General features: G+C 37.8%; 20 protein-coding genes and 1 other RNA gene. 11 read left to right on the top strand and 10 right to left on the bottom strand.

From position 1 onward, the window contains the following. The first annotated feature begins 5 nt into the window (after positions 1-5). Positions 6-1,196: an NAD(P)/FAD-dependent oxidoreductase gene (locus tag B2107_RS10100; protein ID WP_293955565.1), complete on the top strand. Its 1,191-nt coding sequence runs from the start codon at positions 6-8 to the stop codon at positions 1,194-1,196. Positions 1,197-1,279: 83 nt separating this feature from the next. Here the strand turns inward: B2107_RS10100 and B2107_RS10095 are convergent, their stop codons facing one another. Continuing rightward, the gene (locus tag B2107_RS10095) at positions 1,280-2,320 is read right to left on the bottom strand and encodes a helix-turn-helix transcriptional regulator (RefSeq protein ID WP_293955506.1); all 1,041 of its coding nucleotides are present in this window, start codon (positions 2,318-2,320) and stop codon (positions 1,280-1,282) included. Between the two features lie 157 nt (positions 2,321-2,477). On the opposite strand from B2107_RS10095, the gene rnpB reads away from it, so the two are divergent. Together rnpB and B2107_RS10085 are read left to right on the top strand one after the other, a co-directional pair. Next, positions 2,478-2,856, top strand: an RNA gene (gene rnpB / locus B2107_RS10090) — RNase P RNA component class A. Between the two features lie 67 nt (positions 2,857-2,923). Continuing rightward, positions 2,924-4,315 (top strand): sigma-54-dependent transcriptional regulator, encoded by a 1,392-nt coding sequence (locus B2107_RS10085; RefSeq protein WP_293955505.1) that lies wholly within the window; start codon positions 2,924-2,926, stop codon positions 4,313-4,315. A gap of 145 nt (positions 4,316-4,460) precedes the next feature. Here B2107_RS10085 and B2107_RS10080 read toward each other — a convergent pair whose 3' ends face one another. From B2107_RS10080 to B2107_RS10065, 4 genes are all read right to left on the bottom strand, one after another. Beyond that, entirely contained in the window at positions 4,461-5,126 is a 666-nt protein-coding gene (locus B2107_RS10080; RefSeq protein WP_293955504.1) for an HAD family hydrolase, read from the bottom strand. 74 nt (positions 5,127-5,200) lie between these two features. Beyond that, positions 5,201-7,102, bottom strand: coding sequence for a DUF3857 domain-containing protein (locus B2107_RS10075; protein ID WP_293955503.1), 1,902 nt, complete (start codon positions 7,100-7,102; stop codon positions 5,201-5,203). Further along, a complete protein-coding gene (locus tag B2107_RS10070) occupies positions 7,099-9,072 on the bottom strand; it encodes a transglutaminase domain-containing protein (protein WP_293955502.1) in 1,974 nt (657 codons plus the stop codon). The genes B2107_RS10075 and B2107_RS10070 overlap by 4 nt, the downstream gene beginning before the upstream one ends. A gap of 65 nt (positions 9,073-9,137) precedes the next feature. After that, positions 9,138-9,512 carry a hypothetical protein gene (locus B2107_RS10065; protein WP_293955501.1) on the bottom strand — a complete coding sequence of 125 codons (375 nt, stop codon included), beginning with the start codon at positions 9,510-9,512 and terminating at the stop codon, positions 9,138-9,140. 475 nt (positions 9,513-9,987) lie between these two features. Here B2107_RS10065 and B2107_RS10060 point away from each other — a divergent pair, with 475 nt between their 5' ends. Together B2107_RS10060 and B2107_RS10055 are read left to right on the top strand one after the other, a co-directional pair. Continuing rightward, positions 9,988-10,512: a hypothetical protein gene (locus tag B2107_RS10060; RefSeq protein WP_293955500.1), complete on the top strand. Its 525-nt coding sequence runs from the start codon at positions 9,988-9,990 to the stop codon at positions 10,510-10,512. A 100-nt stretch (positions 10,513-10,612) separates the two neighbouring features. Next, positions 10,613-11,512 carry an OmpA family protein gene (locus tag B2107_RS10055; RefSeq protein ID WP_293881785.1) on the top strand — a complete coding sequence of 300 codons (900 nt, stop codon included), beginning with the start codon at positions 10,613-10,615 and terminating at the stop codon, positions 11,510-11,512. A gap of 42 nt (positions 11,513-11,554) precedes the next feature. Here the strand turns inward: B2107_RS10055 and B2107_RS10050 are convergent, their stop codons facing one another. The 3 genes from B2107_RS10050 to B2107_RS10040 form a co-directional block, all read right to left on the bottom strand. After that, complete coding sequence (locus B2107_RS10050) at positions 11,555-12,187, bottom strand: gluconate 2-dehydrogenase subunit 3 family protein (RefSeq protein ID WP_293955499.1); 633 nt, start codon at positions 12,185-12,187, stop codon at positions 11,555-11,557. Between the two features lie 4 nt (positions 12,188-12,191). Next, complete coding sequence (locus B2107_RS10045; protein ID WP_293955498.1) at positions 12,192-13,928, bottom strand: GMC family oxidoreductase; 1,737 nt, start codon at positions 13,926-13,928, stop codon at positions 12,192-12,194. Positions 13,929-14,222: 294 nt separating this feature from the next. Next, positions 14,223-15,809, bottom strand: coding sequence for an ABC-F family ATP-binding cassette domain-containing protein (locus B2107_RS10040; RefSeq protein ID WP_293955497.1), 1,587 nt, complete (start codon positions 15,807-15,809; stop codon positions 14,223-14,225). A gap of 230 nt (positions 15,810-16,039) precedes the next feature. Between B2107_RS10040 and B2107_RS10035 the strand changes: the two genes are divergently transcribed. Then, complete coding sequence (locus B2107_RS10035) at positions 16,040-17,377, top strand: sigma-54-dependent transcriptional regulator (RefSeq protein WP_409456563.1); 1,338 nt, start codon at positions 16,040-16,042, stop codon at positions 17,375-17,377. Further along, on the top strand, positions 17,374-19,134 hold the full coding sequence (locus tag B2107_RS10030; protein ID WP_293955496.1) for a sensor histidine kinase: 1,761 nt from the start codon (positions 17,374-17,376) through the stop codon (positions 19,132-19,134). Before B2107_RS10035 ends, B2107_RS10030 begins: the two co-directional genes overlap by 4 nt. Positions 19,135-19,238: 104 nt before the next feature. Here B2107_RS10030 and yiaA read toward each other — a convergent pair whose 3' ends face one another. Further along, the gene (gene yiaA, locus B2107_RS10025; RefSeq protein WP_293955495.1) at positions 19,239-19,688 is read right to left on the bottom strand and encodes an inner membrane protein YiaA; all 450 of its coding nucleotides are present in this window, start codon (positions 19,686-19,688) and stop codon (positions 19,239-19,241) included. Between the two features lie 159 nt (positions 19,689-19,847). Between yiaA and B2107_RS10020 the strand changes: the two genes are divergently transcribed. Then, positions 19,848-21,353, top strand: a complete 1,506-nt coding sequence (locus B2107_RS10020) for a hypothetical protein (protein WP_293955494.1) — start codon at positions 19,848-19,850, stop codon at positions 21,351-21,353. Here B2107_RS10020 and B2107_RS10015 read toward each other — a convergent pair. Next, a complete protein-coding gene (locus B2107_RS10015; RefSeq protein ID WP_293955493.1) occupies positions 21,341-22,444 on the bottom strand; it encodes a DUF695 domain-containing protein in 1,104 nt (367 codons plus the stop codon). The genes B2107_RS10020 and B2107_RS10015 overlap by 13 nt on opposite strands. A gap of 233 nt (positions 22,445-22,677) precedes the next feature. Between B2107_RS10015 and B2107_RS10010 the strand changes: the two genes are divergently transcribed. The 3 genes from B2107_RS10010 to B2107_RS10000 all read left to right on the top strand — a co-directional run bounded on the left by B2107_RS10010 (position 22,678) and on the right by B2107_RS10000 (position 24,680). Next, a complete protein-coding gene (locus tag B2107_RS10010) occupies positions 22,678-23,184 on the top strand; it encodes a BON domain-containing protein (protein ID WP_293955492.1) in 507 nt (168 codons plus the stop codon). Between the two features lie 12 nt (positions 23,185-23,196). Further along, positions 23,197-23,616, top strand: a complete 420-nt coding sequence (locus B2107_RS10005; RefSeq protein ID WP_293955491.1) for an SH3 domain-containing protein — start codon at positions 23,197-23,199, stop codon at positions 23,614-23,616. Positions 23,617-23,840: 224 nt separating this feature from the next. Then, complete coding sequence (locus B2107_RS10000; RefSeq protein ID WP_293955490.1) at positions 23,841-24,680, top strand: hypothetical protein; 840 nt, start codon at positions 23,841-23,843, stop codon at positions 24,678-24,680. Positions 24,681-24,803 lie beyond the last annotated feature (123 nt).

Raw genomic sequence — 24,803 nt, 5'->3', positions numbered from 1 at the left:
TGAGTATAACCTACGATGCTATCATTATTGGGGCTGGGGCCTGTGGTTTGATGTGCGCTGCGCAAGCAGGGCTCATTGGAAAGAAGACTTTAGTTATTGAACGAAACGATAAAGTTGGTGCGAAGATATTGATTTCTGGAGGTGGACGCTGTAATTATACGAATACGGGTACTAGCCCATCAAATTTCATTTCTGAAAATCCAGATTTTTTACATAGCGTGTTCAAGCAATGGACTGTAGAGGATACTGTTGTGTTTTTTGAAAGCTATGGCATTGTGGGGCAGGAGAAGACCTTGGGGCAGCTGTTTCCGATAACCAATAAAGCAAAAGATATTGTTGCTGTGTTTTCTAAAATTTTATATGAAACGGATCAGGATATTGCCTTAAATACATTGGTGAAATCTGTTGAAAGAGATGCCGATGGTTTTGTTGTAACAGTAGAAAATGAAGCAGGTGAATCCCACTATCATAGCCCAAAAGTTATCATTGCTTCCGGAGGGCTTCCGGTTCAAAAGCTTGGCGCATCAGACTTTGGTTTACGCCTAGCCAAAAAATTTGGTTTGGAAGTGGTCGGTACAGCTCCTGCATTAGTGCCGCTGACCATAACAGGAAAAGATGCCGATTGGTATAGTTCCTTAGCTGGAAATTCGGTATTCTCAAAGGTATCTGTTGCCGGAATGTCTTTTGAAGAGAATATTCTCTTTACACACTGGGGATTAAGCGGACCCGCAATTCTTCAGATATCAAGTTATTGGAGGCCTGGACAGGAGATTAGCATTGATCTACTGCCTAATTTTAATTTAGATAATCTGATTAAACAAGAGCGACAATACGGCGGAAAAAGACTTGTTTCCCAATTGTTGAACGATCACTTCACGAGGAAATTAGTTGATGCTCTTGGAAAATTCCTAGTATTGGATACCAAAATTGCCTCCCTTAGTAAGGCTGAGGCGAAATTGATTATTGATACTATTCATCACTTCAAGGTAAAACCTGCGGGAGATAAGGGTTATGATAAAGCTGAGGTTATGCGAGGGGGAGTATCGACAGCGGAACTTCATCCTAAGACACTCATGTCAAAAAAAGTAAATGGCCTTTATTTCGGAGGAGAAACTGTGGATATTACCGGATGGCTGGGCGGCTATAACTTCCAATGGGCTTGGGCTAGTGGTTATGCCATTGCTCAAGATATTTAGCCTTAGTGAAGGAGAAAATGGTTTCCATCTCTTCTGGAAATATCGCCTAAGTGGGAGAATGAACTGAAATACTATACATTTTTTTAATCCAAAATTCTATCTACAGATTCTTGGGTATAGCGTTGTATGGCAGCTCCCAAGCGCTGCTTTATTCGAGTTTGAAGACTTTTCGGTGAGAGCACCTTAACGGATTCGCCAAAACCTAAAATTTCTCTTTCCAGCTCAAAATTAAGTACAACATCGAGGCGAATCAAAATCGATCCGTCTTCCTTTTTACCTAAAATTTGCTGGGAAGAATGTATGGGTTTTGTTGTCACATAAGGCGCATTTTTTGCATTGACAAGTAATATTACGCGATGTCCGCGGTCTTTGTGTGATTTAGTAACGCCAATGGTATCCGAAAAATAGCGTTCAAAATCTACCCCGTTATATTCTTTATATGAATTTTTACCCATTTCTTCTACAGAATTTATGCGATCAAGTGCTAGCGTCATCAACCCTTCATTCTTTTTGTGATGCCCAATTAGAAACCACCGATTACGATACTCTTTTAGAAGATAGGGGGAGAAGACAAGATCTTGCTGTTGTTTTGCTTTGAACGACTGGTAGCTTATGAGTAGCGGGGTTTTTTCTCGAATGGCTTGATGCAATGGATTGATAAAGGAAAGTCCCTTTAGCAGATTATTATTTTCCATTTGTATAATCGATGGCGCATTATCCTTTTTGGTATGGATACTATCTTCGAGCCGTGCAACAATATCGCTCAATTCATCAAAGCTCGAGAAGCCGCTCACATGCTTCAACACCTCCACAGCCTCCTTCATTTTTTGCATATCTCCGACAGAAATAGGAGAATTGCTAATACTATAGTGGGGATCTTCATAGGTGTAGAATTTGCGTTGCAAGACGACTATAGGCGCATTGTAGCCGAGCTTATTACTACGCATGAGCTGAATATCACCTTGTATGGTGCGTTTACTTATCCCATTTTTGATTCCTTCACATTCATAGAGTGCATCGGATACCTTTTCCATAAGATCTTCCAACGTCCATTTCCGATGTCGCAAACGGAGACATTGATCAATAGTTTTATAGCGTATAAGCGCGAGTTTATTAAGTGCCACGTTCGATTTCTTTTGGTTAACTGAAAATACGAAAACTTTCTTTTATCTACGCAATATGACTGCGTAGAATTTACAGCACAAGCTAAATAATTACCGGTGTTTTCGAAATTGAAAAGAATTTCAGTTTTATCCGAGTAAAATAGCTACTTTTGCGCAGAAGCAAACTGGTTCTATCGCTGCTCTTTTTGAGAGGAGAGGAAAGTCCGGGCAACATAGAGCGACACGCTTCCTAACGGGAAGGCTGCTATGGAAATAGTAGACAGAAAGTGCCACAGAAAATATACCGCTTTTCGGAGTAAGGGTGAAAACGTAAGGTAAGAGCTTACGGTCTTGCATGGTGACATGCATTACGGTAAACCTCGTGTGTTGAAAGACCAAATAGGTTGCGAAAATCGAAGGCTGCTCGTCTTCTTTCAATGTATTGGAATTCGTAATGGGTAGGTTGATTGAGTTTGTCAGTGATGGCAAATCTAGATAAATGATAGAAATTCCACTTCGGTGGTCTACAGAACCCGGCTTACAAGGTTTGCTTCTTTTTCGCTAATTGCCAAAAAAAACTTATATTGATTTTCATAATTGAAAAAATAGCATAATTCTCTATTTATGAGTACGATTTTAATCATTGATGATGAGCGCGCCATCAGAAGTTCGTTGCGTGATATCTTGGAATATGAAGATTATACGATTTTAGATGTCGACAATGGCCGGGATGGTTTAGATATTTTAAAAAAGGAAAAAATAGATCTTGTTCTGTGTGATATCAAGATGAACACGATGGATGGGATGGAAGTGTTGGCAGATGCCCACCAAAGCAGTCCAGATATTCCCTTCATAATGATCTCCGGACATGGTACGATTGAAACCGCTGTTGAAGCTGCGAAAAAGGGAGCATTTGACTTTTTAGAAAAGCCATTGGACCTAAATAGATTATTGATCACGGTTCGAAATGCATTGGATAAAAGTTCCCTAGTGACCGAAACGAAAGTTCTGAAACGAAAAGTTAGCAGTTCGAAAACGAAAGATATATTAGGTGAATCTGGGGCTATCAAACGTATTAAAGAAACAATTGACCGTGTTGCACCAACTGAAGCTCGCGTATTGATTACTGGTGCGAATGGTTCGGGAAAAGAATTGGTTGCACGTTGGTTACATGAGAAATCAAATCGCGCGCAGGGCCCATTAATCGAAGTGAACTGTGCGGCAATACCTTCCGAATTAATTGAATCAGAGCTGTTTGGTCACGAAAAAGGATCTTTCACATCGGCTATTAAGCAACGTATTGGAAAATTTGAACAAGCTAGTGGCGGCACATTGTTTTTAGATGAGATTGGTGACATGAGCCTTTCGGCGCAGGCAAAAGTATTAAGAGCGCTACAGGAACATAAAATTACTCGGGTGGGGGGCGATAAAGAAATTGATGTCAATGTACGTGTGGTTGCTGCGACCAATAAGGACTTATTGAAAGAAATTGAAGATGGTAATTTCAGAATGGACTTATATCACCGTCTTTCTGTTATATTGATCCATGTACCTGCATTAGTTGATCGCGTTGATGATATTCCTTTATTATCTACTAACTTCTGCGAAGAGATCTGTATGGAGTACGGAATTCCCGTTAAGGATATCACTACAGCAGCCATGAAAGAGTTAAGCCACCTTCCTTGGACGGGAAATATTCGCGAATTAAGAAATATGATTGAACGTTTAATTATTTTGAGCGACAAGTCTATTACCGACAAAGATGTCATTGCCTTTGCCAATCCTTCGCGCGAACCGATAAATGGTGTAGCCCATGAAAAAGGTAGAACAAATTATGGATTAGATATGGACTCCTTTGATTCGTTTCAAGATTACAAGGATCATGCTGAGAAAGAATTTATAAAATACAAGTTGGAAAAAAACAATTGGAACGTCTCCAAGACAGCGGATGATTTGGACATTCAACGTAGTCATCTTTATAGTAAAATAGAAAAGTTCGGTCTGAAAAGAGATTAATAGCTGAATAAAATTTTACTTAGCCATTAGCTGTCCATGATTCTTTAGGCAAACTAGACTATCAATACTAAAAAAAGAGATTCCTTGAGGAATCTCTTTTTTTATACATCAACAGCAACTTGGGAATTGTACCGTAAAGTCCTGGCTACTGTATTTTTAAAATAGCTTCAACATTCGCAACTGATAATTCCGTATAATTATTGATATAAATATTGCTTGTTGGTAATTCTTCTTTTTTATGCGTTGAAAGTACGGCTACAACTTTCATATTAGCATTTTTAGCTGCAGTAATGCCTGAAAAAGAATCTTCAAAAACGATACAGCAATCGGTTGAAATTTGAAGATTTTCTGCCGATTTTAGGTAAACCTCAGGATGAGGTTTATGTAATTTCACGTCTTCGCTGCTTAGTGTGGAAGAAAATAATTGCCGTATATTCAATTCGTCTAGAATTAAATCCATGTTTTCCCGCGGAGCAGATGTCGCTACAGCAAGCTTAAAACCTTTCTCTTTTAAGGCTGTCAAAAACTCAATTAACCCCTTTATAGGCGCTACATGGTCTTTGTAAATTACTCTAAAAAGTTGCTCTTTTTCAAATTCAAGCGTGCTCAGTTCTTCAGGAGAAATTGGACGTTTAAAGAAATGTTGCATAATATAACTATTGTGCTTACCATACATGTGCTGTTCAAATTCCTCTTCTGTAGCTTGTTGCACATTGTGGTTTTTAAAAAAAGCTCTAAAGGCTTGTGCGTGGAAAGGATTGGTGTGACTTATAACACCGTCCATGTCAAATATCGCTGCGTATTCTGTCATTTGGCTAATATACAATTATTGCCGTGCTCTGGCGGAGTGCACACATTCATATTCTGGTAAATATTTTCATTTGTTTAGAGAAAGCTAAGGTTAAAACGGCCTCTATCACTACTGCTTACTTCGTTATGAAATTGAAAAAATTCCTCATAATTACTAGCAGGATAGGTGCCTTCAAAAAGCTCCAATTTTCTGTAGGTGAAGAGTTTATTGCCTTTTATTTCTGATCTAAACTCATATTTTCCAAACGGTTTTTCAATGATTTTCTTTTCAGGGACTACTGTTTTAAGTATATTTTCAGGAAGAATAATGCTAATGCTGTCAATATCGGTAAACCCTCTTTCAATGAAAATATCTTCTGTTCTATTTCTGCTTTCAGGAATATTGGAATGCAAGTTGAACAAATTAGGCTGGATCAAAAGTTTATTGCCATTTTTTACAGCAAAATTTTTAATGGAAATATCCAGGTTCTCTTCAATAAATGGATTGTCTTCTTTGTGTTCAATATAGTTTATACGATTGAAATTGATATTGTCTATATTGTAATATTCAGTTAGAAGTTTATTCTTGTCAATATTGCTAGCCAAAAGTACATCCATATGGTTTGCATATTGGGTTCCGTAGAACTTGGTGTTTAGCGAACCTTGTATATTCCCATCTTCTGAAAGTTTTAGATCGGCGTAGCGAAGCTGAAGATTTGTTGAATTAACATATTTAGGAGTGTGCATAATAACTCCACCGTTTTCAGTGCAAGCAACGACATCTCTATCGTCGGTAAAATCGCTGAGAAAACCAAATGGAAGGTTCTGGCTTGTACATTCTAGCCAAGTTGTATCATTTTTAAACGGAATGCATAATATGACGTGATTTCCGTCTTGAGCATTTGCAAAGGTTTTATTGAAACTTTCTTTGCTTCTTCCAGCTTCAACGATGCAATAGTAGGAAGGGATATTGACGGCCGACAGCATACTTCGCATGTAGTTGACTAACGCTTTACAATCGCCATAGCCCAAACGGTCTACTTCTGAGGCAGGAAATGGCTCTAAGCCGCCAATACCTATCTGAATACTGATATAGCGTGTGTTTTTTTGTAAGTAATCATATAGAATTTTTGCTTTATCCTTGTCTGAACTGGCATTTTTGGTCAATGCAATAAATTTTTGTTTAGAGGCGTCGGTCAGATCTTGTTTCTTATTTAGCAAACTGTTGGATACCCAGTTACCGAATTCTTTCCAGTCTGAGAAATTTCCTTCTCTCCCATAGTAAATAAAATTTTTGGGAACGATGAGTACATTCGTTTTTTTAAGACTGGAGTTGGGACTATAAGACTCGTCCTTTCTGGCCACGATCTGTTCCACATTCCACGTCTTGCTTTCGGTCTTCTCATTTTTTTCTTGTTTTGCCGTTCCATTATAATTCTTTGTTTCTATTCTGTATTCTGTGCCAATTGGTGCGATAAATTGGAAACTGCTTTTTTCTATGGACACATTGTTTGAGACCTCCGGAGTCCAAGATGGAATGATCAAGTTTTGCTTGCTTCTGACCTCGTATTGATATTCGATGGTATAGGGATAACTGTGGTAGTTGGGGACATATATTTTTACTCGGGAATCGGCAAACATCGTACTGTTGTCAACAGCACTAATATCCTTAAAATCTTTCGTTGAAATTTTCTTTTGCAATATGCCCATTTCGTTATAGATCGCTCCCTTAATGCTTCTGATCTCAGTGGATTTATCATAATACACCGGAAGCGTTGCATAACGGTCTCCGTTTTTATTGTACACGGTAATGGCGCAAGTTGTCGTGGTGACGACTTGTTCGGGAGATTTTATTTCTACCACAGTTTTATCATTGCGTACAGTCGCTACTGCACGGCTTTTTAATGTACTTGGAATATTGGCAACGTCATAGTTTTCTTGCCCACTGGCAAGGACCGGAAGCAGGATGTATAGTAAGTTGACGAATAGAATTTTCATTTTTTACTAATTAATTTTAGATCTACTTTTTGTTGTTGAATGATACGGGAATACAATTCTTTAAGTGAAAAATATTCATCGACTGAAAATAGGGGCTTGTTGAACGTGAGGCTCTGTAGGATTTCGATTTGGTTACCATCAACTTGGCTGACATATTTATATTTTGCAGTTGACTCTGGGAGTACTAAAGAAGCATTTTGTGGTTTTTCGACAATCTCATATTGATCAGGAATTGTTAATTTAATCGAATACAGAGTTTTGGATTTATAACCCATATCGACAGGGTAAGTTCTTTCCTGCGCTTTAAATGGGTTGTGGACGACCCTGTCAATAATAGTTGGAGCCAAAACTATCTCATCTTGTCCCATCTGTTTGGAAACATCCGCGACGACATCGAATTCTTCTATCAAGATTTGATCAATATCCTCAAGGTTTTGAATACTCGACTTTATCAGTGTGATGTTGGGCATTTCTTCATCCATTTTTTCCCAATATTCTTCCAAAGAATTAAATTTAGCAATATGTTGACGCTTTAAGAATGCTTTGTTGCCTCTACTGCTTATGGTTAATTTTCCCTTAATTTTTAATTGATCATCTAATGTTCCTTCCAAGGCATAATTTACTTCGGAAAACTCTGTCGCTACAAGTGGGAACCAATTTGAGCTTTTTTTTGAGTAGATGATTCTTCCCCGTTCATTTAAACATTGCAAGGGCAATTCTCCAAAAGGCAAATAAGCATTAGAGGCATCCAATGTATATTTTACACCATCGATATCCACGCAAGCGATGACGTAGTCAAAGTCAGATAACACAGGGAAAAGTGCATTAGGGTTACCATTTCGGCGGGTCGAGAGAATGACAGGGTATGCTTCTAGGTCTGCAGCCATTAAAGCGGTTACTAATGCTAGATTAATATCCCCAATATTACCATTTCGTTTTTCAAGTGCTTTTTCAACGCCAGTCTCCGCATATTTGCCTAAATGATTGTTCCATTTTATTTGTTTGTTAATATAGTTATATATCTTTTTTGCTTTTTCAAGTTTACTGTCATTAGGAGATATGAATGTTGCTAAGCTGGATTTGAATACGTCTGTTTTTTTTAATTGACCGCCAAAAGTCTTTTCATTCATCAGTTCTACATCTACGTCTTTCCAAGTTTTGCTAAATGTTTTCTTACTGCCTGTACTCGGATAAAAAATCGATTCAAGTTCATAATAAATTGCAGATTTAAAATTCGTAGGGGAGGTCATGTAATCCTCTTCGATAAATGCCGGAACGTTGTTCATTTTATAGGTCAATTTTGAACAATCCATTCGTAAACCATCTAGAAAAATATATTCTCGCAATACTTCACCTTTTTGATCGGTAAGTTTATAAGGTCCACGTAAAGCTACATTATAGGTAAAAGAAGCAGGTATGATAGCGATGTATTGACTTTGAATTTTAGGAACATCATCTTGAAATTCCCATGTTTTAAAATTAAATAAATCCTGCTCTAGCGTTCGATAAGACACTTCAATAATAGATCCTTCTTTAATATTCGGAAGTGTGAATTTATTAAGGTCCAGATGTGCTGAATAATTTTCTTTGAAAACTTTTTTATTTTCAAGCTCTGTTCTCTCTATTCTACCATTTTCTAAGTTATAAGTAACAGCCTTTAATTCATCAAAGTAGTCACGTATATAATTTCCACGTTTATAAGAAGGAATTTCAAAATTAGCTTTTTTAAATCCTTCTTTATCTATGATGTGGATCAGTACATGGTATTCATGTAGCAGTTTAATACGATTATCATAATCATCCACGAAAACAGAGCTTTGGCCAAACTCATTCAGAACGATAGCATGGGCATTGCTATCCAAATCTATACGTGAGAAATCCGAAATAGAAACTTTACCAAAATCAAAGTTTTGAGCGATACTATTTGTATAAATAGAAAATATTAAAAACAACGTTAAAAACTGGCGCATAACTATAGGTGTAATAATTCACAAATATAAGTTTTTAGCCAAAATTAAACGATAATTTAAGGTAATTATTTATCTAACTGCAGAAGATTGTTTATGATTTCAGTGATATTATCAATATTCTCACCATCTTCCAGCATTGAGAATGCTAGATAGGTGGCATATATTTCTGGACTAAATTTCACGTGCTTATCAGCGATAAATCTATCGATCTGTTCTTCATTACATTCAAAATTAATGTTTTGCAATTCATTGAAAAGATTAGTCGAAATCGTCTGATGATTTTCACCGCAGGCAAAACCTGCAATAATATGAAATAGAAACTTATCGGTTATTTCGTCATCTTCTTTTTTAAACATAGCACGAATATGCTTATAATCGAATTTAGTTTTTGCACTATTCACAATAGTATCCCAAATCTGATATTCTGCTTTTGTCTCCATAGCTCCTTTTAAATTTATAATGGTCTACCTAATATAGTAAAAATAATTTGACTTTTGGCAAGCAAAATGAAACTTATTGGCCTGATCTATAGCGCTGCAATAAGCGGATTATCTCTAGGCATAAAATTCAACGAATTGTCAAGTAGCGGACGGTATTTAACTTATTACGAGCTTAAGCTCGTAATAAGTTAAATACAATCCCCCCTAAGAAGCAGCCTAGTATAACGCCAAAAAGAATCGACAAAATCACTTTTAACCAGACTGGGCTTGTTGCTAAAATCAGTTTCATGCCGCAAAATTGCTTTAAAAACATATTGGAATGGAGACTTTTCTCTTTTTTAAGGCTGGTTGTGGCGATGCGTTGACATGAATTTTTGACATTGCGCTACGATAATTTAAAATTAATAGTTGGATTCGATTTTTTTAGTAATTTAAGCGGGAAAATGAAATGGTTTAAACGACCTAATTTATAATTATGATAACACGAATAGTAATGATCATTGTTCTATTTTTCCTATCGAAGGCTGGACTTGGCCAACAGGTGAATATAGATAAAATTCGAAGGGAATATGCAGTGGCTGTAAAGGATGAGGATCTATGTGAACATAATTTAAAGGTGTTAAAGGAGGGGGCCAAATCACCTACTGACAAAGTATACTTGGCAGCTTATCAGATCCTTTTAGCGAAACATATTGGTAATCCATTTAAAAAAGTTGGGCAGTTTAAGGAGGGTAAAAATTATTTGGAAGCAGTGATAAGAGAAAATCCCAATCATATCGAGGCACGGTTTATACGGTGGAGTGTACAGGTACATGCACCTTCCTTTTTAGGTTATAACAATAATATCCTTGAAGATAAAAATTTCCTTGTCAAAAATCTGTACAAATTACCGAATGGGGAAGCCAAGTCCATTATTTATAACTATTTAAAAGGCGCCAATTCTTACCTCAAAGGTGCACAGGTATTTAGTTCAACCGAATTAAAAGAGTTAGCTCAATAGACGTTAAAGGTTGTTAATTTGACATCCCTAAGGTGTTTTGGCCAGAATATTGCGTATCTTGCTATATGAATTAATTCAACATCTACAAAAAGAGTATATCATGAAGAATTTAGTTTTTCCAATGTCAGTATTGACAGCCAGTTTGTTTGTTATTGGATGCGGCGTCAGCAAAAAGCAATATGCTGGTTTGCAGTCTGACTACAATAAATTACAAACAGAGCATAGTCAGTTAAACAAGCAATATCAGGACGGGCAGCTTCAAATAGCGGAAGGTCGCACTAGAATTAAGAGTTTAGAGGATCAGCTAGCCACCGAAAAACAAAATAATGCTGATCTACGATCTGCTTACGTTGCTTTGCAGAAGTCGTTAGATAATAGTATTAATCAGAATTCACAGGGAAACATTAATATTTCAAAGTTGGTTGACGAAATCAACGCTTCAAACAAATACATTAAGCATCTCGTAGAAACGAAGAATAAATCCGATTCTTTAAACCTAGTATTATCAAACAATTTAACCAGATCACTTAGCCGTGAGGAGTTGCAGGAAGTGGATGTACAGGTCTTGAAAGGGGTGGTCTATATTTCACTTGCTGATAATATGCTTTACAAATCCGGCAGTTATGAAATTAACGATAGGGCAGATCAGACATTGAGTAAAATTGCAAAAATTATCCAGGATTATAGAGATTACGAAGTATTGATTGAAGGTAATACCGATACCGACCCGATTTCAAAACCTAATATTCGGAATAACTGGGATTTAAGTACCCTAAGAGCTTCTTCTGTTGTACAGGCTTTACAGAATAAATATGGTGTGGATCCGAAACGCTTAACTGCAGGAGGTAGGGGAGAATATAACCCCATAGCGGACAATTCCACTGCGCTCGGTAAGCAACGGAATAGAAGAACGCAAATTATTATAACCCCTAAATTGGATCAATTTATGGAATTAATTGATAAGGCTCCAGAAGCTACGGAAGTTCCATCAGCACAATAGTTTGAATTGGATAAAATAAAAAAATCCNNGGATTTTTTTATTTTATCCAAAAAATTTAGTCGGGTCAAAACCGTGTTCTTTCAATACATCATCTGGTACACCATTCCAGACGCCAGGTTTATTTCCTGCATAGCCAATATCTTTTATACCTATTTCGCTCGTGTAAAATCCTGAGGAAGTCAGGTTGCGCATCAAGGAGAAAAATGCAGCACCCTGTTTCATTTCTGGTTTTGCTAATTCGGGGTAAGCGATATCATCTATCAACGCAAGCTGATCCTTTTCACTGCATTTTATAAATACCGTACCATAACGTCTTTTAGATTGGAGATCTAGCCAACGAAGTCCACCTCGCATTGGGATTTTATTGTCAGGCAAATCTTTTACGATAAACTCGATAAAATCGGGTACACCAGCTTCCGATGCACTGCCAGACTTACTGTCTTTGGGTATAATAATGTCAGCCAACACAGTTATTGTAGCCATTTCATGTTCGTCAAAAAACTTTTCGGCATATAATTGTTCTGTGCGTTCGTATTCAAAATCCTGGACTCCAGGTAATTTTTTGCTATTGTCTGCTACTGTATTTTTAGCATCTTTTGAATTGCAAGCTGCTGTTAAAAGACCAGATCCAGCTGCAATTAATCCTAATGCCCGTAAAGATTCTCTTCTATTCATGCTTTTAACCGTTTAATTTTTTCTTTTCTTGAAGTATATATTCTGCTGTTCGCATCGATAAAGCGAGTATTGTCCAGGTTAGATTTTTATCCCCTTGTTGTACAAATGGCCCGGCATCAACCACATAGAGATTTTTACAATCGTGCGCCTGGCCCCATTTGTTCAATACAGAAGTTTTAGGATCGTTACCCATTCTTGTGGTTCCACCTTCATGAATAATTTTTCCTGGAGCTTCCAGTCCATATAAGGTATCGGCTCCTGGAATTTTTGATGTGATCACAGCGCCCATTTCATGCATAATCGATTGAAAGGTTTCTTGCATGTGCTTCGCTTGTGCAATTTCTTCATTTGCCCATTTATAGTTGAAACGTAGCACTGGAATCCCAAATTTGTCAACTTTATCGGGGTCTATCTCACAGTAATTGTCTTTTCTTGCCAATGCCGTTCCTCGTCCTGCCATGCCTACATTTGCACCATAATAGCTGCGGAAATCTTCTTTTAATGCAGTGCCATAACCGCCTTTGGCTTTTGTTTTTCCATCCGAGTTTTTGGCGATATCATTTACTTTAGGCACCCAATTTAAAAATCCATAAGAGGGCATATGCAAACCACCACCGTATTCGATGTGGTAACCTCTAGGAAAGTTCAATTTGGCGTTATCTTCCCACCATGGTGAATAAATATGGACACTTCCAACGCCATCTTCATTATAACGCTTCCGATCAAGTAGTTGTGGTAAAAAGCCCGATAAGCTGGCTCCCGTAGAATCGTGGAGGTATTTTCCAACTAAACCGCTGCTATTACCAATACCGCCAGGATGTGATTTTGATTTGGAGTTTAACATGATCCGCGCACTTTCACAAGCACTAGCACCCAAAATAACGGTTTTCCCCTTAACGGTATATTCCTGCAAATCCTTGGTGTTAACATAAGAAACACCAACGGCAATTCCTTCATCATTTGTAATGACCTCTCTTACCATTGCATTGTCTATTACTTTTAGGTTACCCGTTTTCATCGCAGGAATAACAAGACATGAGGATGATGAAAAGTCTCCATATACTTTACATGCACGACCACATTGACCACAATAGAAACAGGCTCCCCGATCCTTGATGTCTTTGGAGACTTCAGTCAGCACAGCCCCTCTTCCCGGGATCACTGGAACCCCCGCTTTTTTTGCACCTTTTGCAATATATAGTTCGTTTAAGCGTGGCTTAGGTGGTTTCATGAAAATTCCGTCCGGCTCATTATGAATACCTTCCACGGTGCCATATATACCGATCATTCGATCTACACGGTCATAAAATGGCTTAACTTCTTCATAAGTGATAGGCCATTCTTCAGTAACTCCATCTTTGGGTTTAAAATCATCGGGTCCCATACGTAATGAAATTCGACCCCAGTGGTTGGTTCTGCCGCCCAGCATACGTGCTCTAAACCATTCAAATTCAGTTCCCGCTACCTTGCTGTAGGGTTCACCTTCGATTTGCCAGCCACCGAAGGCTGCATCAAAATCCCCAAATGGTCTTGTTGTGCCCGCACCTCTTCTTGGAGATTCCCAAGGCCAACGCAGTTGTAACGAATCTTTTGCTGGGTCATAAAAAGGACCTGCTTCTAGCATCAATACTTTAAGCCCCGCATGTGCAAGTATATAACCTGCCATACCACCACCTGCGCCGGAACCAACTACGATGGCGTCAAATAATTCGGGATTTTCTTTAATTTGATAATCTGACATAATTAAATGAAGTAATTAATTGAGAGGCCTGTGCGATACATTTGCCCTAAGGCTGCTATGTAAATGAGAAGGTTCAATTAATTTAATGGTTATTGTTTCATGTTTAAAATCATCGTGAATATATCGATAAAAATTTGTTTTTTTTAATTTAATTTATCGATTTAGCAGATTTTAAATAAAGAATATGGGATTGTTACAAAAACTACAATGTTTTAGTGAAACGTATAGCGGTTAGCCATAAATAATCCTTCTATTTTGTAGCAGTAAAATAGAAGGATTATGTATGTGCAGTGCTTAGAGTGTGATAACTTTATTTACATGAATTTCGTTAAGAAAAACTTCATCATGAGAAATGACGAGGATTGTGCCCTTATAAAGTTGAATGGCTCTCGTCAGTATACGGATATTTTGAAGATCAAGATTGTTTGTCGGTTCATCCAGGATAATTAAATCCGGTGACTGTTGCTGAATAGTGAGGCAGCATAGGATCAGGCGCATTTTTTCGCCGCCGCTAAGTGGCGCACAGGGTTTATCCCAATCTTCCTTTCCAAATAGGAAGCGATTGAGCCTGATTTTGATATCATGTTCAGGCAGTGCATTAGTATTGAATTGCTGAGCTTGTTCGTAAACGCTTAAATTAGGCGAAATAATCGAATATGTCTGATCTAAATAGATAGCGTCAAATGATTGTCGCTCAATTTTTCCTTTCTCAGGTGTCAGTTGGTTAAGTATGAGTTTGACCAATGTCGTTTTACCAGACCCATTCTGGCCCTGTAGTGCGATGCGGTCGCCACTGAATAATTGAAAGTCAACATGATCTACCCAAAGCTGCTGCGAGCCATAGCTAAAATTGATGTTTTCTGCTTTAACCATACTTTTTCCTGTCGGAAAAGTGCTATTTCCTAGATCTATTTTAATTTCATCCAATGCCGATTGAGAGCCCCGAAGTTCCTGTAGATCAGATCTGATATCTCCAATTTTATCCTGATGTACACTCTTTATTTTGGCGGTGCTTTTTTCGGCAGTATTGCGTAGCGTATTCATCATGATACGCGCTACACCAGCTTTTTCCTGCTTTTTTTTACCACGGTTATTTAATCTATTTTGACGTTCTATTGTCTCTCTTTCTTTCTCCTTCGCAATTTTGATCGCCTTTTCCTTGTGATGGATATCTTGTTGCAGAGCATGGTGTTCGCTTTCTTTTTGGGTCTCGTAAAAACTGAAATTGCCTCCGTATCGCTTAATACCTTTGGGCGTCATTTCGGCCATATCGTCCAATAAATTAAGCAGGGTTCTATCATGGCTTACAATGATCAGTGTGCTTTGGGTAGATTGAATCCAGTTGTATAAGAGCTTTTTGCTATCCAAATCCAAATGGTTGCTCGGTTCATCGAGCAAAATGACCTCGGATGGATGAATCTGGATTCCGGCCAATAAAATTTTCGTTTTTTGTCCACCACTAAGAGAAGACATTTTTTGTGTCAATGCGATGTCGGGCAGGTTCCATTGTTCGAAAGCTTCTTTGCAACGTTCCTCCAACGTCCAGTCATCTTGAAGGCTGTTGAAATTTTCTTCTGATGCATCACCCGCTAATATGGCATGAAGTGCATCTAATTTTTTGTGGATTCCGAGCGCTTGGGCAACGGTCTTGTCCTCAAATTGTCCGACAACTTGTGGAACATAGTACGTATTGGCACTCAGAAGGATGCTGCCATCCGCTGGGGATAGTTCGCGGGCGATTAGTCGCAATAAAGTTGATTTGCCAACGCCATTATGGCCGATCAACGCAATTTTCTCTAGCGCGTTTATATGAAGATTTATATTCTCAAACAATAAATCTTTATTCGGATGTATATAAGAAAGTTGTTGTAATGAAAGCATGTTGAAATTCTTTAAATATTAGAAAAAGACCATTTAAGCAGGTATTGCCAATACATGGAATGTATTTCGTTCTAAAGAATTTTAATCTTACATGCAGTTTATTTCTGTTGTGGAGGTACAAATATAGTTTTTTTTATTTTGATATCAGTTGAACTTTTGAGGAATAGCCAAATTGTTTATTTTTCTACTATTTGCTTCAGACAAATTGTAATTTTGAAAAAACGAATATTGTGAATAGAATTCTCCTTATAGACGACGAAGAGAAACTTCGGAAATTGCTGTCCAAAATCATTAACTTGGAAGGTTTTGATGTGATTGAGGCAGGGGATATTAAATCGGGATTGAAAAAACTTGAAGTCAATGATGTAGATGTTGTGCTTTGCGATGTTAAACTGCCTGACGGTAATGGGGTGGAAACTGCTAAGTTGATTAAGGAGCGATATCCAATGGTGGAAGTTATCTTATTGACGGCTTACGGGAATATACCTGATGGGGTGATGGCAATAAAAAATGGCGCTTTTGAATACATCACCAAAGGAGATGACAACAATCGCATTATACCATTGCTTTATAAAGCTTGCGAAAAGGTTGCATTGGCTCGAAGGGTACAGCAATTAGAAAAACGATTAGGAGATAGACTTTCTTTCGATAAGATTATTGGAAAATCTCATGTGATTCAAGCGGCCATCGGAATGGCGCAAAAAGTTGCTATTACAAATACAACGGTTCTACTAACTGGAGAAACTGGTACCGGCAAAGAGGTTTTTGCACAGGCAATTCATCAGGCCAGTTCAAGGAGAGACCGTAATTTTGTGGCTATTAACTGCGCCGCATTTACAAAAGATCTGCTAGAAAATGAATTGTTTGGCCATAAATCCGGTGCTTTTACCGGAGCGACGAAAGATCAGCGCGGCTTGTTTGAAGAAGCACATTTGGGTACAATTTTTCTGGATGAAATCGGGGAGATGGCATTGGAGCTGCAAGCTAAAATTCTTCGTGTTTTGGAAACCGGAGAGTTTTTGAAAGTAGGCGACTCCAAACCAACGAAAGTGGATGTACGAATCATAGCTGCTACCAACAGAAATCTAGAAACTGAACTTGCTTCTGATCATTTTAGGAGTGATCTTTTTTACAGATTATCTGTTTTTACGATAGAACTACCTCCGCTGCGTGAGCGGGTACAAGATATTGTGCCCCTGGCGCAATATTACGCCGATATTTTTGCTGTAAAATCCAATTTGAAACCTTTGCAGATGAGCCCTGCATTTATGCAGGCCTTGGAACACAATGTATGGCGGGGAAATATTCGTGAACTGAAAAACGTGATTGAACGCAGTGTAATTTTAAGTGAGGACGGCGTGCTGGATATTCAGAGTCTTCCTTTTGGAGCACGTGAGTATAGAGAAGGGGCGGGGGGGGCGTCAAACTTTTCGATGACGAATATAGAAAGGCAGCATATACAGCGTGTATTGAAACATACGAATGGAAATAAAGCGGAGGCTGCTCGATTGTTAGAAATCGGTATAGCTACCTTATATCGAAAAATTGAAGAATATAAAATTCAATGAAACTAAAAGCTAAGCTGACATTTGGGGTAGGTTTTTTATTTTTCATGATCTTGTTGCTTGCCATAGTGAGTGGGTGTTACATTTACCGGCTGAAAAAAGATACAAACAATATTTTAGTCGACAACTATAAGACCTTGCATTATTCCCGGAATATGCTGTTGGCTTTGGAAGATTTTCGTACAAAGGCGAAGAGTGTTCAGCTATTTGAACATAATTTAATGCTCCAAAAAAGCAATGTGACCGAGCGTGGGGAACGGGCTGTAACTGAACGTGTAAATCGTCACTTTTTGCGTTTAAAAAGAGAAGTGAAAAATGGCACTATCGTGGCCAATTTACGTAAAGATATATTCCAGTTGATGTATCTTAATATGCAGGCGATTGAATATAAAAACAATGTTGCCAATACAACAGCAGAAAAAGCTATTTTGGCGATCTCCATTGTAGGTGCGATCTGTTTTATGATTGCGTTTGTATTACTTGTCAATCTCCCCCTAGCCATTGCTGGTCCAATTGTACAATTAACAGATAGTATTAAACAGATTGCTGCCGGGAACTATAAAAGGAGACTTCATTTTAAGCGGAAGGATGAATTTGGAGAAGTGGCGCAATCGTTCAATACAATGGCTCAAAAACTCGAGGAATATACGGAAAGTAAATTGGGTAAGATCTTGCAGCATAAAAAGAGAATTGAAGCACTTATCGATAATATGCATGATGCTGTTATAGGGGTGGATGAGGAAAAAAGAGTGCTGTTTGCAAATGAACCTGCATGTTTAATTTCGGGGTTAAAGCTTGTTGAATTTGAGGGGAAGAATTTGGAGGAAATTGCATCATTTAATGATTTGATCAGAAACCTCCTCGACAAAATTAATTCCTTGCATCAGGAATCTGGTCATCTGGGCTTGGTGCAGGCATTTGCTTTTGGAAAAGAAAACTATTTTGAGTTAGAGGTCATTGATCTCAATGTTGTTCCAACAGGAGAGGAAAGTTCCCAATTTATCGGACAATTTATTTTGTTGAAGAATGTAACCAGTTTTAAGGAGCGTGATGTAGCAAAAACAAATTTTATTGGAACGGTCTCCCATGAATTGAAAACGCCTATCGCTTCAATACGAATGGGTATCCAATTGTTAGAGAATAAGCGGGTCGGAGATTTAAATGAAGAACAAAAAAACTTGCTCGAAGGGATAGCTGATGATACAGCGCGTCTCCTGAAGATTACGGGAGAACTTTTAGATATTGCACAAGTGGAGAGCGGTACGATTCAGATGAAGCTGGCCCCAGCCTCTATCGGACCTATTGTAGATTATGCACTTTTAGCCAATCGGTCGATGGTAGAGCAAAAACAAATTCGGATAGACGTGCAATTGGAAAAAGAGTTGCCAATGGTTTTTATCGATACGGAAAAAGCCGCATGGGTGTTGACGAATTTATTATCCAATGCAATTCGGTATTCCCATGGGGGGGGAGTGATCGCTATCTCTACCAAAAGAATTGGTGCAAGGGTACTTTTACTTGTTGAAGATCATGGTCAAGGTATTCCCGCGCAATATTTAACGAAAATTTTTGATCGCTATTTCCGTGTCCCGGGAAGTACAAAAGAAGGAACGGGTTTGGGGCTGAGCATAAGCAAAGAATTTATCGAAAGCATGGGGGGAGAAATTGATGTTCAAAGTGATTTTGGGACTGGAAGTACATTTTTTGTTTACCTTCCGACTGCTCGGCCTAGACCATTAGCCTACAACCCACCAGCCTAAAAAAAAGGAAAAGCTAAAATAACACGCTCTTCCATTTTTTTCGTCCAAAAGGGGATTGAAAGATCCTGCGACTTGCATTGCAGAGGCCGCAGGATCGGCACCCGCTAAAGTTTTATTTCATGGTCATCGATAAGTTTTGCATCGCGTGTGTTCTTTTGAACTGCGATTGCAGAGAATATACTCAAGGAGAAGGACATCGCATAGAATCCTTTCTCACTTAAAAGCAGTTCTGCATTCCATAGGCCTACAGTTAATAGAACAACGGAAGCAATTGTTGCAAACCAGCTGAGACCATAATATAATTCGGTAACAGCCAGTCCTTCCGCTTTATCTCTGACACTTTTTTGAACGGAGATAACAGCAAACAGGGCAAACAGTAAAATGGTAAAATAATACCCTTTTTCATTCAATGCCATTGTTGCATTCCATAATCCTATACAATAGCCAACGGTTCCAACCAATAATGCGGCCCATGAAGCACCAATAAATGCGCCTGTTGGTTTAAATGGATTTCTTTTGTTTGAATCTCTGTCAGCTTTTTTTTCTTCAATCATGTTTTTTAGCGGTTCCATAATTTTCTTGTTTTAGTTTTAATTTGTTGTTGTTTTGTGATTCAAATATCTATAAGATCTAATTATTTATAAACTTAATTTTATAAGAATACTGACGATATTATTTTATTTTATGTGTTTATTTAATTCTATATTTGAGCTATGACAGATGCAATATCAGACTTACTATTACTGCTTAATGATGACGATAAAAAGGATTTTAAGGCGTTTTTGAAACGTAAAAACAAGCGAAATGACGTGAAAAATATCAAGTTGCTCGAAATTATAGAAACTGACGATATAAATAGATTAAAAAAATTATATGGTCCTGCAAAAAATCGTAATGCTTACCATGCCTTGAGGAAGAGGCTTCATGAGAGTCTGTTGTTTTTTCTTTCAAATAAGGTTTTTGAGCGGGACAACAGCGAGGCGCATGAAGCATTGAGATTGCTTGTTGTGGGCCGTTTTCTACTGGAAAGTCAGCTCATTAAGATTGGGTTTAAATGTCTTCAGCGAGCGGAAGATAAAGCGCTTCTTCTTGAACAGTTTAGTTTGTTGAACGAGATATTGCAAACTAGATTACAATATGCTTATTTGGATCCAAGTGTCAATTTGGAATTGCTTGTCGATTGTTTTGCTGAAAATCAACGAAAATTACAGCAGGAAGCGAAATTTCAGATAGCTTATGCTTTGTTGCGCGCGGAATTACAGGAAATTCATCTGAAGGCAAAAATAGTTGATCTCAATAAGTTGATTATGGATACGTTGAGCAAATACAGTATTTCCTTAGATGATCTTTTATCATTTAAATCACTTTATCAACTCTTGTATATTGCAAACGAGTATGCCGCAATTCATCAAAATTATACGCTGGTGCGTTCTTTCTTAAAAACAGCAGGTAATTTCCTGCTAAAGCATCAGGAGCAGGGAATCCTTCAGCTATTTTACTATCTCCATATCTTGTATTATCTCGCTAACTTCAATTTGCGGAATGGTTTTTTTACGGAAAGTCTGGGTGATTTGGAACGAATGGATGTGGTTTTGTCGCAAGCAAGTCCTGCTTTTCGAACACAGTTTCAGCTGCGGTGCCAATTGTTGAAGGCATTGAATTTTCATTACCTTGGCGATGGCGAGCAAGGTCTTGCTCTGTTGAGAGAAGGGGTCAAACAAGCCGCACCAAAGTCAAGTGAACTTGATCTCGCGGATCTGCAATTATGTTTGGTCATGTTTTTAACCCAATTCCGTGATAAAACTGCTTTAGCTGAGCTTCAAAAATTGACTCGAACAGACGCCTGGTATGAGAAGAAAATGGGGATGTTATGGACTATTCGGAAGAGTCTGCTTGAGATTCTGATCCATATTCAATTCGATCACATCGATTTGGCAACTTCGAAGCTAAAGAGCTTTGTCCGCAGGTATAAAAAGTACTTGATGAGTGTCAATGAAAATAGAGTTATTGATTTTGCTAAATTGGTGGAAAAATATCTTTTAAATCCTGCAGTCATTCAAGGGAAATCTTTTCGTGCAGCAGTCGAAGCCATGGTGAATCAAAAAGAAAATAAAGATTTGTTTGTTATGGGGTTTGTTGCTTGGTTAAAGGCTCTTGTTGTTTCTGGAAGCCCTTATCAGGTTTTGTTAGATTCGATCAAGGAACTTTACTCTATTTGAGTATAGAATCGCTCGAAGGATTTCCAGTATTTATCTTTGTAGATACTATAATCAATTTGAAGTTTTTCCATATACTGCTCGATTAACTCATCAATGGTCATGGAGGTTTTTCGGAATTCTTTGCAGGCCAGGTATATTTCCCTTAGGTTATCAGCGGTTTCCCGACCAATATGAAGAAAGCCAATATCAGCAGCAAGTTTATTCATTAATTCCCGCTCAAACCTATCCATTAAATCATAAGTTTCCTGATTTGGCATTCCATTGGTTGCCGTTCCATCATAGCTGATTTTGAGGGTAACGATCCAAGGGTGGGAGACTTTTCCATCCCAGTCTAATAGCGTTGTGTTAATAATAGCCAAGATAGGTAGGTCGTTTTCTAATATACCTTCAAAGGCAATATAGGTGTCATCGGCGGTATTGTGTCTTAGATCAGTGTACTTTTCCACAAATTCTTTTTCTCGCCAGATCAAATAATCTTTTAATTTGATCATCGGAATCAACTCTTCAGCTGCGAGATCTGTTGAGGTCACATTTAAATTGTCTATAGCTATAATTGAATTGAGTTCACCAATGTAATTATCAAGGAATATTTCTATTCCATGGGCAATATTAGCTTTGTTTTCTTCCGTATAATCGGGGTGAACGATAACGATATCGACTTCATCCGGCTGGTATTTATGCTGAATAGGGTAAAAAAACATATCCTTGATGTCAAAGGAGAATCCATACATCTTGATTTTGAATTTTTCCATATCCGCAATAGCTGGTTTTAGTGCCGTAAATTTCCAGCGTGGTAGTGATGGAGCAGAAGCAATCAGCTGTTCTACGAAAGCAATATTTTTAATGACCCCATCAGGAGTGACTACAAGTTCAGCTGTTTCATCATCATACATACCAGTCAAAAAATACAGTTCCTTGCGAAGCGCATCGATCTTCGGTGAAAGCTTGCTGAAAAAATTCTGATCAATTTGTTCTCCACTTTTAACAATTTGAAAAAATATCTGTTCGTTTTTTATAAACCAGTTCCAAAAACCTTGCACATCATCCTTTTTGTTTTCTTTTTTACCAAAAATATTATTCAAAAATCCCATAATTAATAGTTGTTCGATTGAATCAACAATGTTTGTATCTGTGTTTTAAAAATGTTTTTATAGCCTAGAGGAGAAAATAATCCGAATGAAATGACCATGAAACCCTCTGCTTCTAAATTTAATTATATAATTACGATCCGGCAAGGGAATTTAAGTTTAAAAATAATTGGACAAACAATTGTGATGGGAGTTTGTTAGGATTATTGTTGGAATTATAAATTAAAATTGGTCTTATGAAATTTAGCAAATTAACATTTTGTCTATTGGCAACGACAGCTGTACTTTCTTTTACGTACTGCAAATCGGGATTGTCAGACGATAAGCTGGAGGAAAAGATAGAAAATGCGCTTACTGGCCGCAAAACAGTGGACGTCGAAGTTGAAAAAGGAAAAGTTATCTTAAGCGGTACCGTCGCTTCGGAGGAAGAAAAACAACAGGTGGAGTCGATTGCTAAAACAGCAGGAGATAAAGACGTTAAGTCTATTCAAAACAATATTATTGTTAGCGCTCCGGTGTCATCTACCCCAGCTCCAATTGAAGTAGCCAATAACGACGCGGTACTGGGCGCTGCAGTAAATACGTTTATGAAGGATTTTCCGACCGTACAGGCAAGTGTAAAGGATGGTGTAATCGCTGTTACAGGTACCTTAGAGCAACCAAAGATAATAACTTTAAAACAGGGACTGGATAACTTGAATCCCAAAAAAGTGGATCTAAGTGGTATTGTTGTCAAAAAATAAAATAACAAAACTATGTCATTGCAAGAAAAATATAAAGTTCTTTTGGATACGGCGCAATCTTCAGGTGTAAATGACCTGAATTATGCCGAAATGGATGGTGTATTGCAGATTAGAGGTACTGCACCTACTGCAGATGTGAAAAATAAGCTGTGGGAAATCTACGGTAATATAGATCCTAATTTCCAAACTGGAGATGTGGTACTGAATGTAGATGTGGCTACAGAAGTGCCGGGAAGTCAGATGAAGGTCATTACGGAAAATAGCAACTTGAATATTAGAAAAGGTCCTGGTACAGATCAGCCTATCGTAGGCAAAGCTGCTAAAGGAGAAATCATCACTTTGATCAGTAAAGCTAATGATCAATGGTGGCTGGTCAGAACCAAAGATAATGAGGAGGGCTATTGTTATGCCCAGTATTTGGAGTCTGTTTAGATGCTGGATGCTGTTCGCGCCTTCCGTGCGAACATTAATAGAGCTTGATTATAAGGAGAGTTATATGTAGATAATTCTCCTTTTTTTGTCCGCGTAAGCTTTTAACAGATATGTAATGGGGGACATTTAGTACATTTTCTTTAGAAAAATATTTTAAAAAACAGTCTCATTTTAATTTTGGTGTAATAATTGTGTTACTTTTTTTGCAACAATTTTATTACACTATGTCGAAATCACGTTTTATTACATTATTATACCTGTGTTTAGCTGTTCAGTTGGGAATTGCCCAAGAGTATGTTCGGTTAGATAAAGATAGTTACCAGCTTCATTTATCAGAATATCCAAGGGATACGATCCGGATATTTGAAAAAGGTAAAGAAGCGAAGTTAAAGCCAGGTAAATATATTCTGCAGAAGAATCAATTTATGGGACTTTCCAATGCATTTATTTCGATCAATCAGGAAGGTATAGTAGCGGGTGATTTTAAGATTGAAAAGGACGGAAAACAAGGTATCGTTGTGGTGCGACACGGTGTATTGCAGCAAATGAATGTAAAATCTGCCACGTTACCAGACTTCCAATACATAATAACGGATACTTCTAGTGTGCAGCGTAATTTTAAGAATGGGAAAATCAGTCAGGAAAAAACGGTATTCTACGGAGTTGCAAATAAGGGGAAAAAAATAACAAAGGTCTTTTTTGATAATTATTATACGATTGAAAACGATTTTGACCATACCCGGGCTGGATATCGATTAGACAATAGCTTAATTTACAGTGCCAAATTGAATTGTAGTGGGCAGATACAGGAATCAAAGTCATTTGATACTCAAGGCCAATTACTAAAACATACCTATCGGAAAGCTAAGATTGATTATATAGATTTATATCAGCATAATAATCTTGTCGAGCGGAAATATACCCTTAATAACTGCTTTTACCATGAGTATTTTAAGAATTCATTGCTCTTGCAAAAGGTAGTGGAGAAAAGGGATAAAGGGAATACCGAAACGTATGTTTATAATGCCTCCGGAAAATTGATGGATAAAAATACCGGTGGCTAATTGGAAAAAGTATGTCGAATCGGGTAGGAGGTCGCACTATTTTTGCATTTTAAAAATATAGCACTACCTTTGTCAAGCAATGAAGAAAATGAACAACATATTACGTCTTCCATCTTTCTTTAA

This window comes from Sphingobacterium sp. UBA7855, from assembly GCA_002500745.1.
Classification (GTDB): Bacteria; Bacteroidota; Bacteroidia; order Sphingobacteriales; family Sphingobacteriaceae; genus Sphingobacterium.
This window is presented reverse-complemented; position numbering and strand designations above follow the sequence as displayed.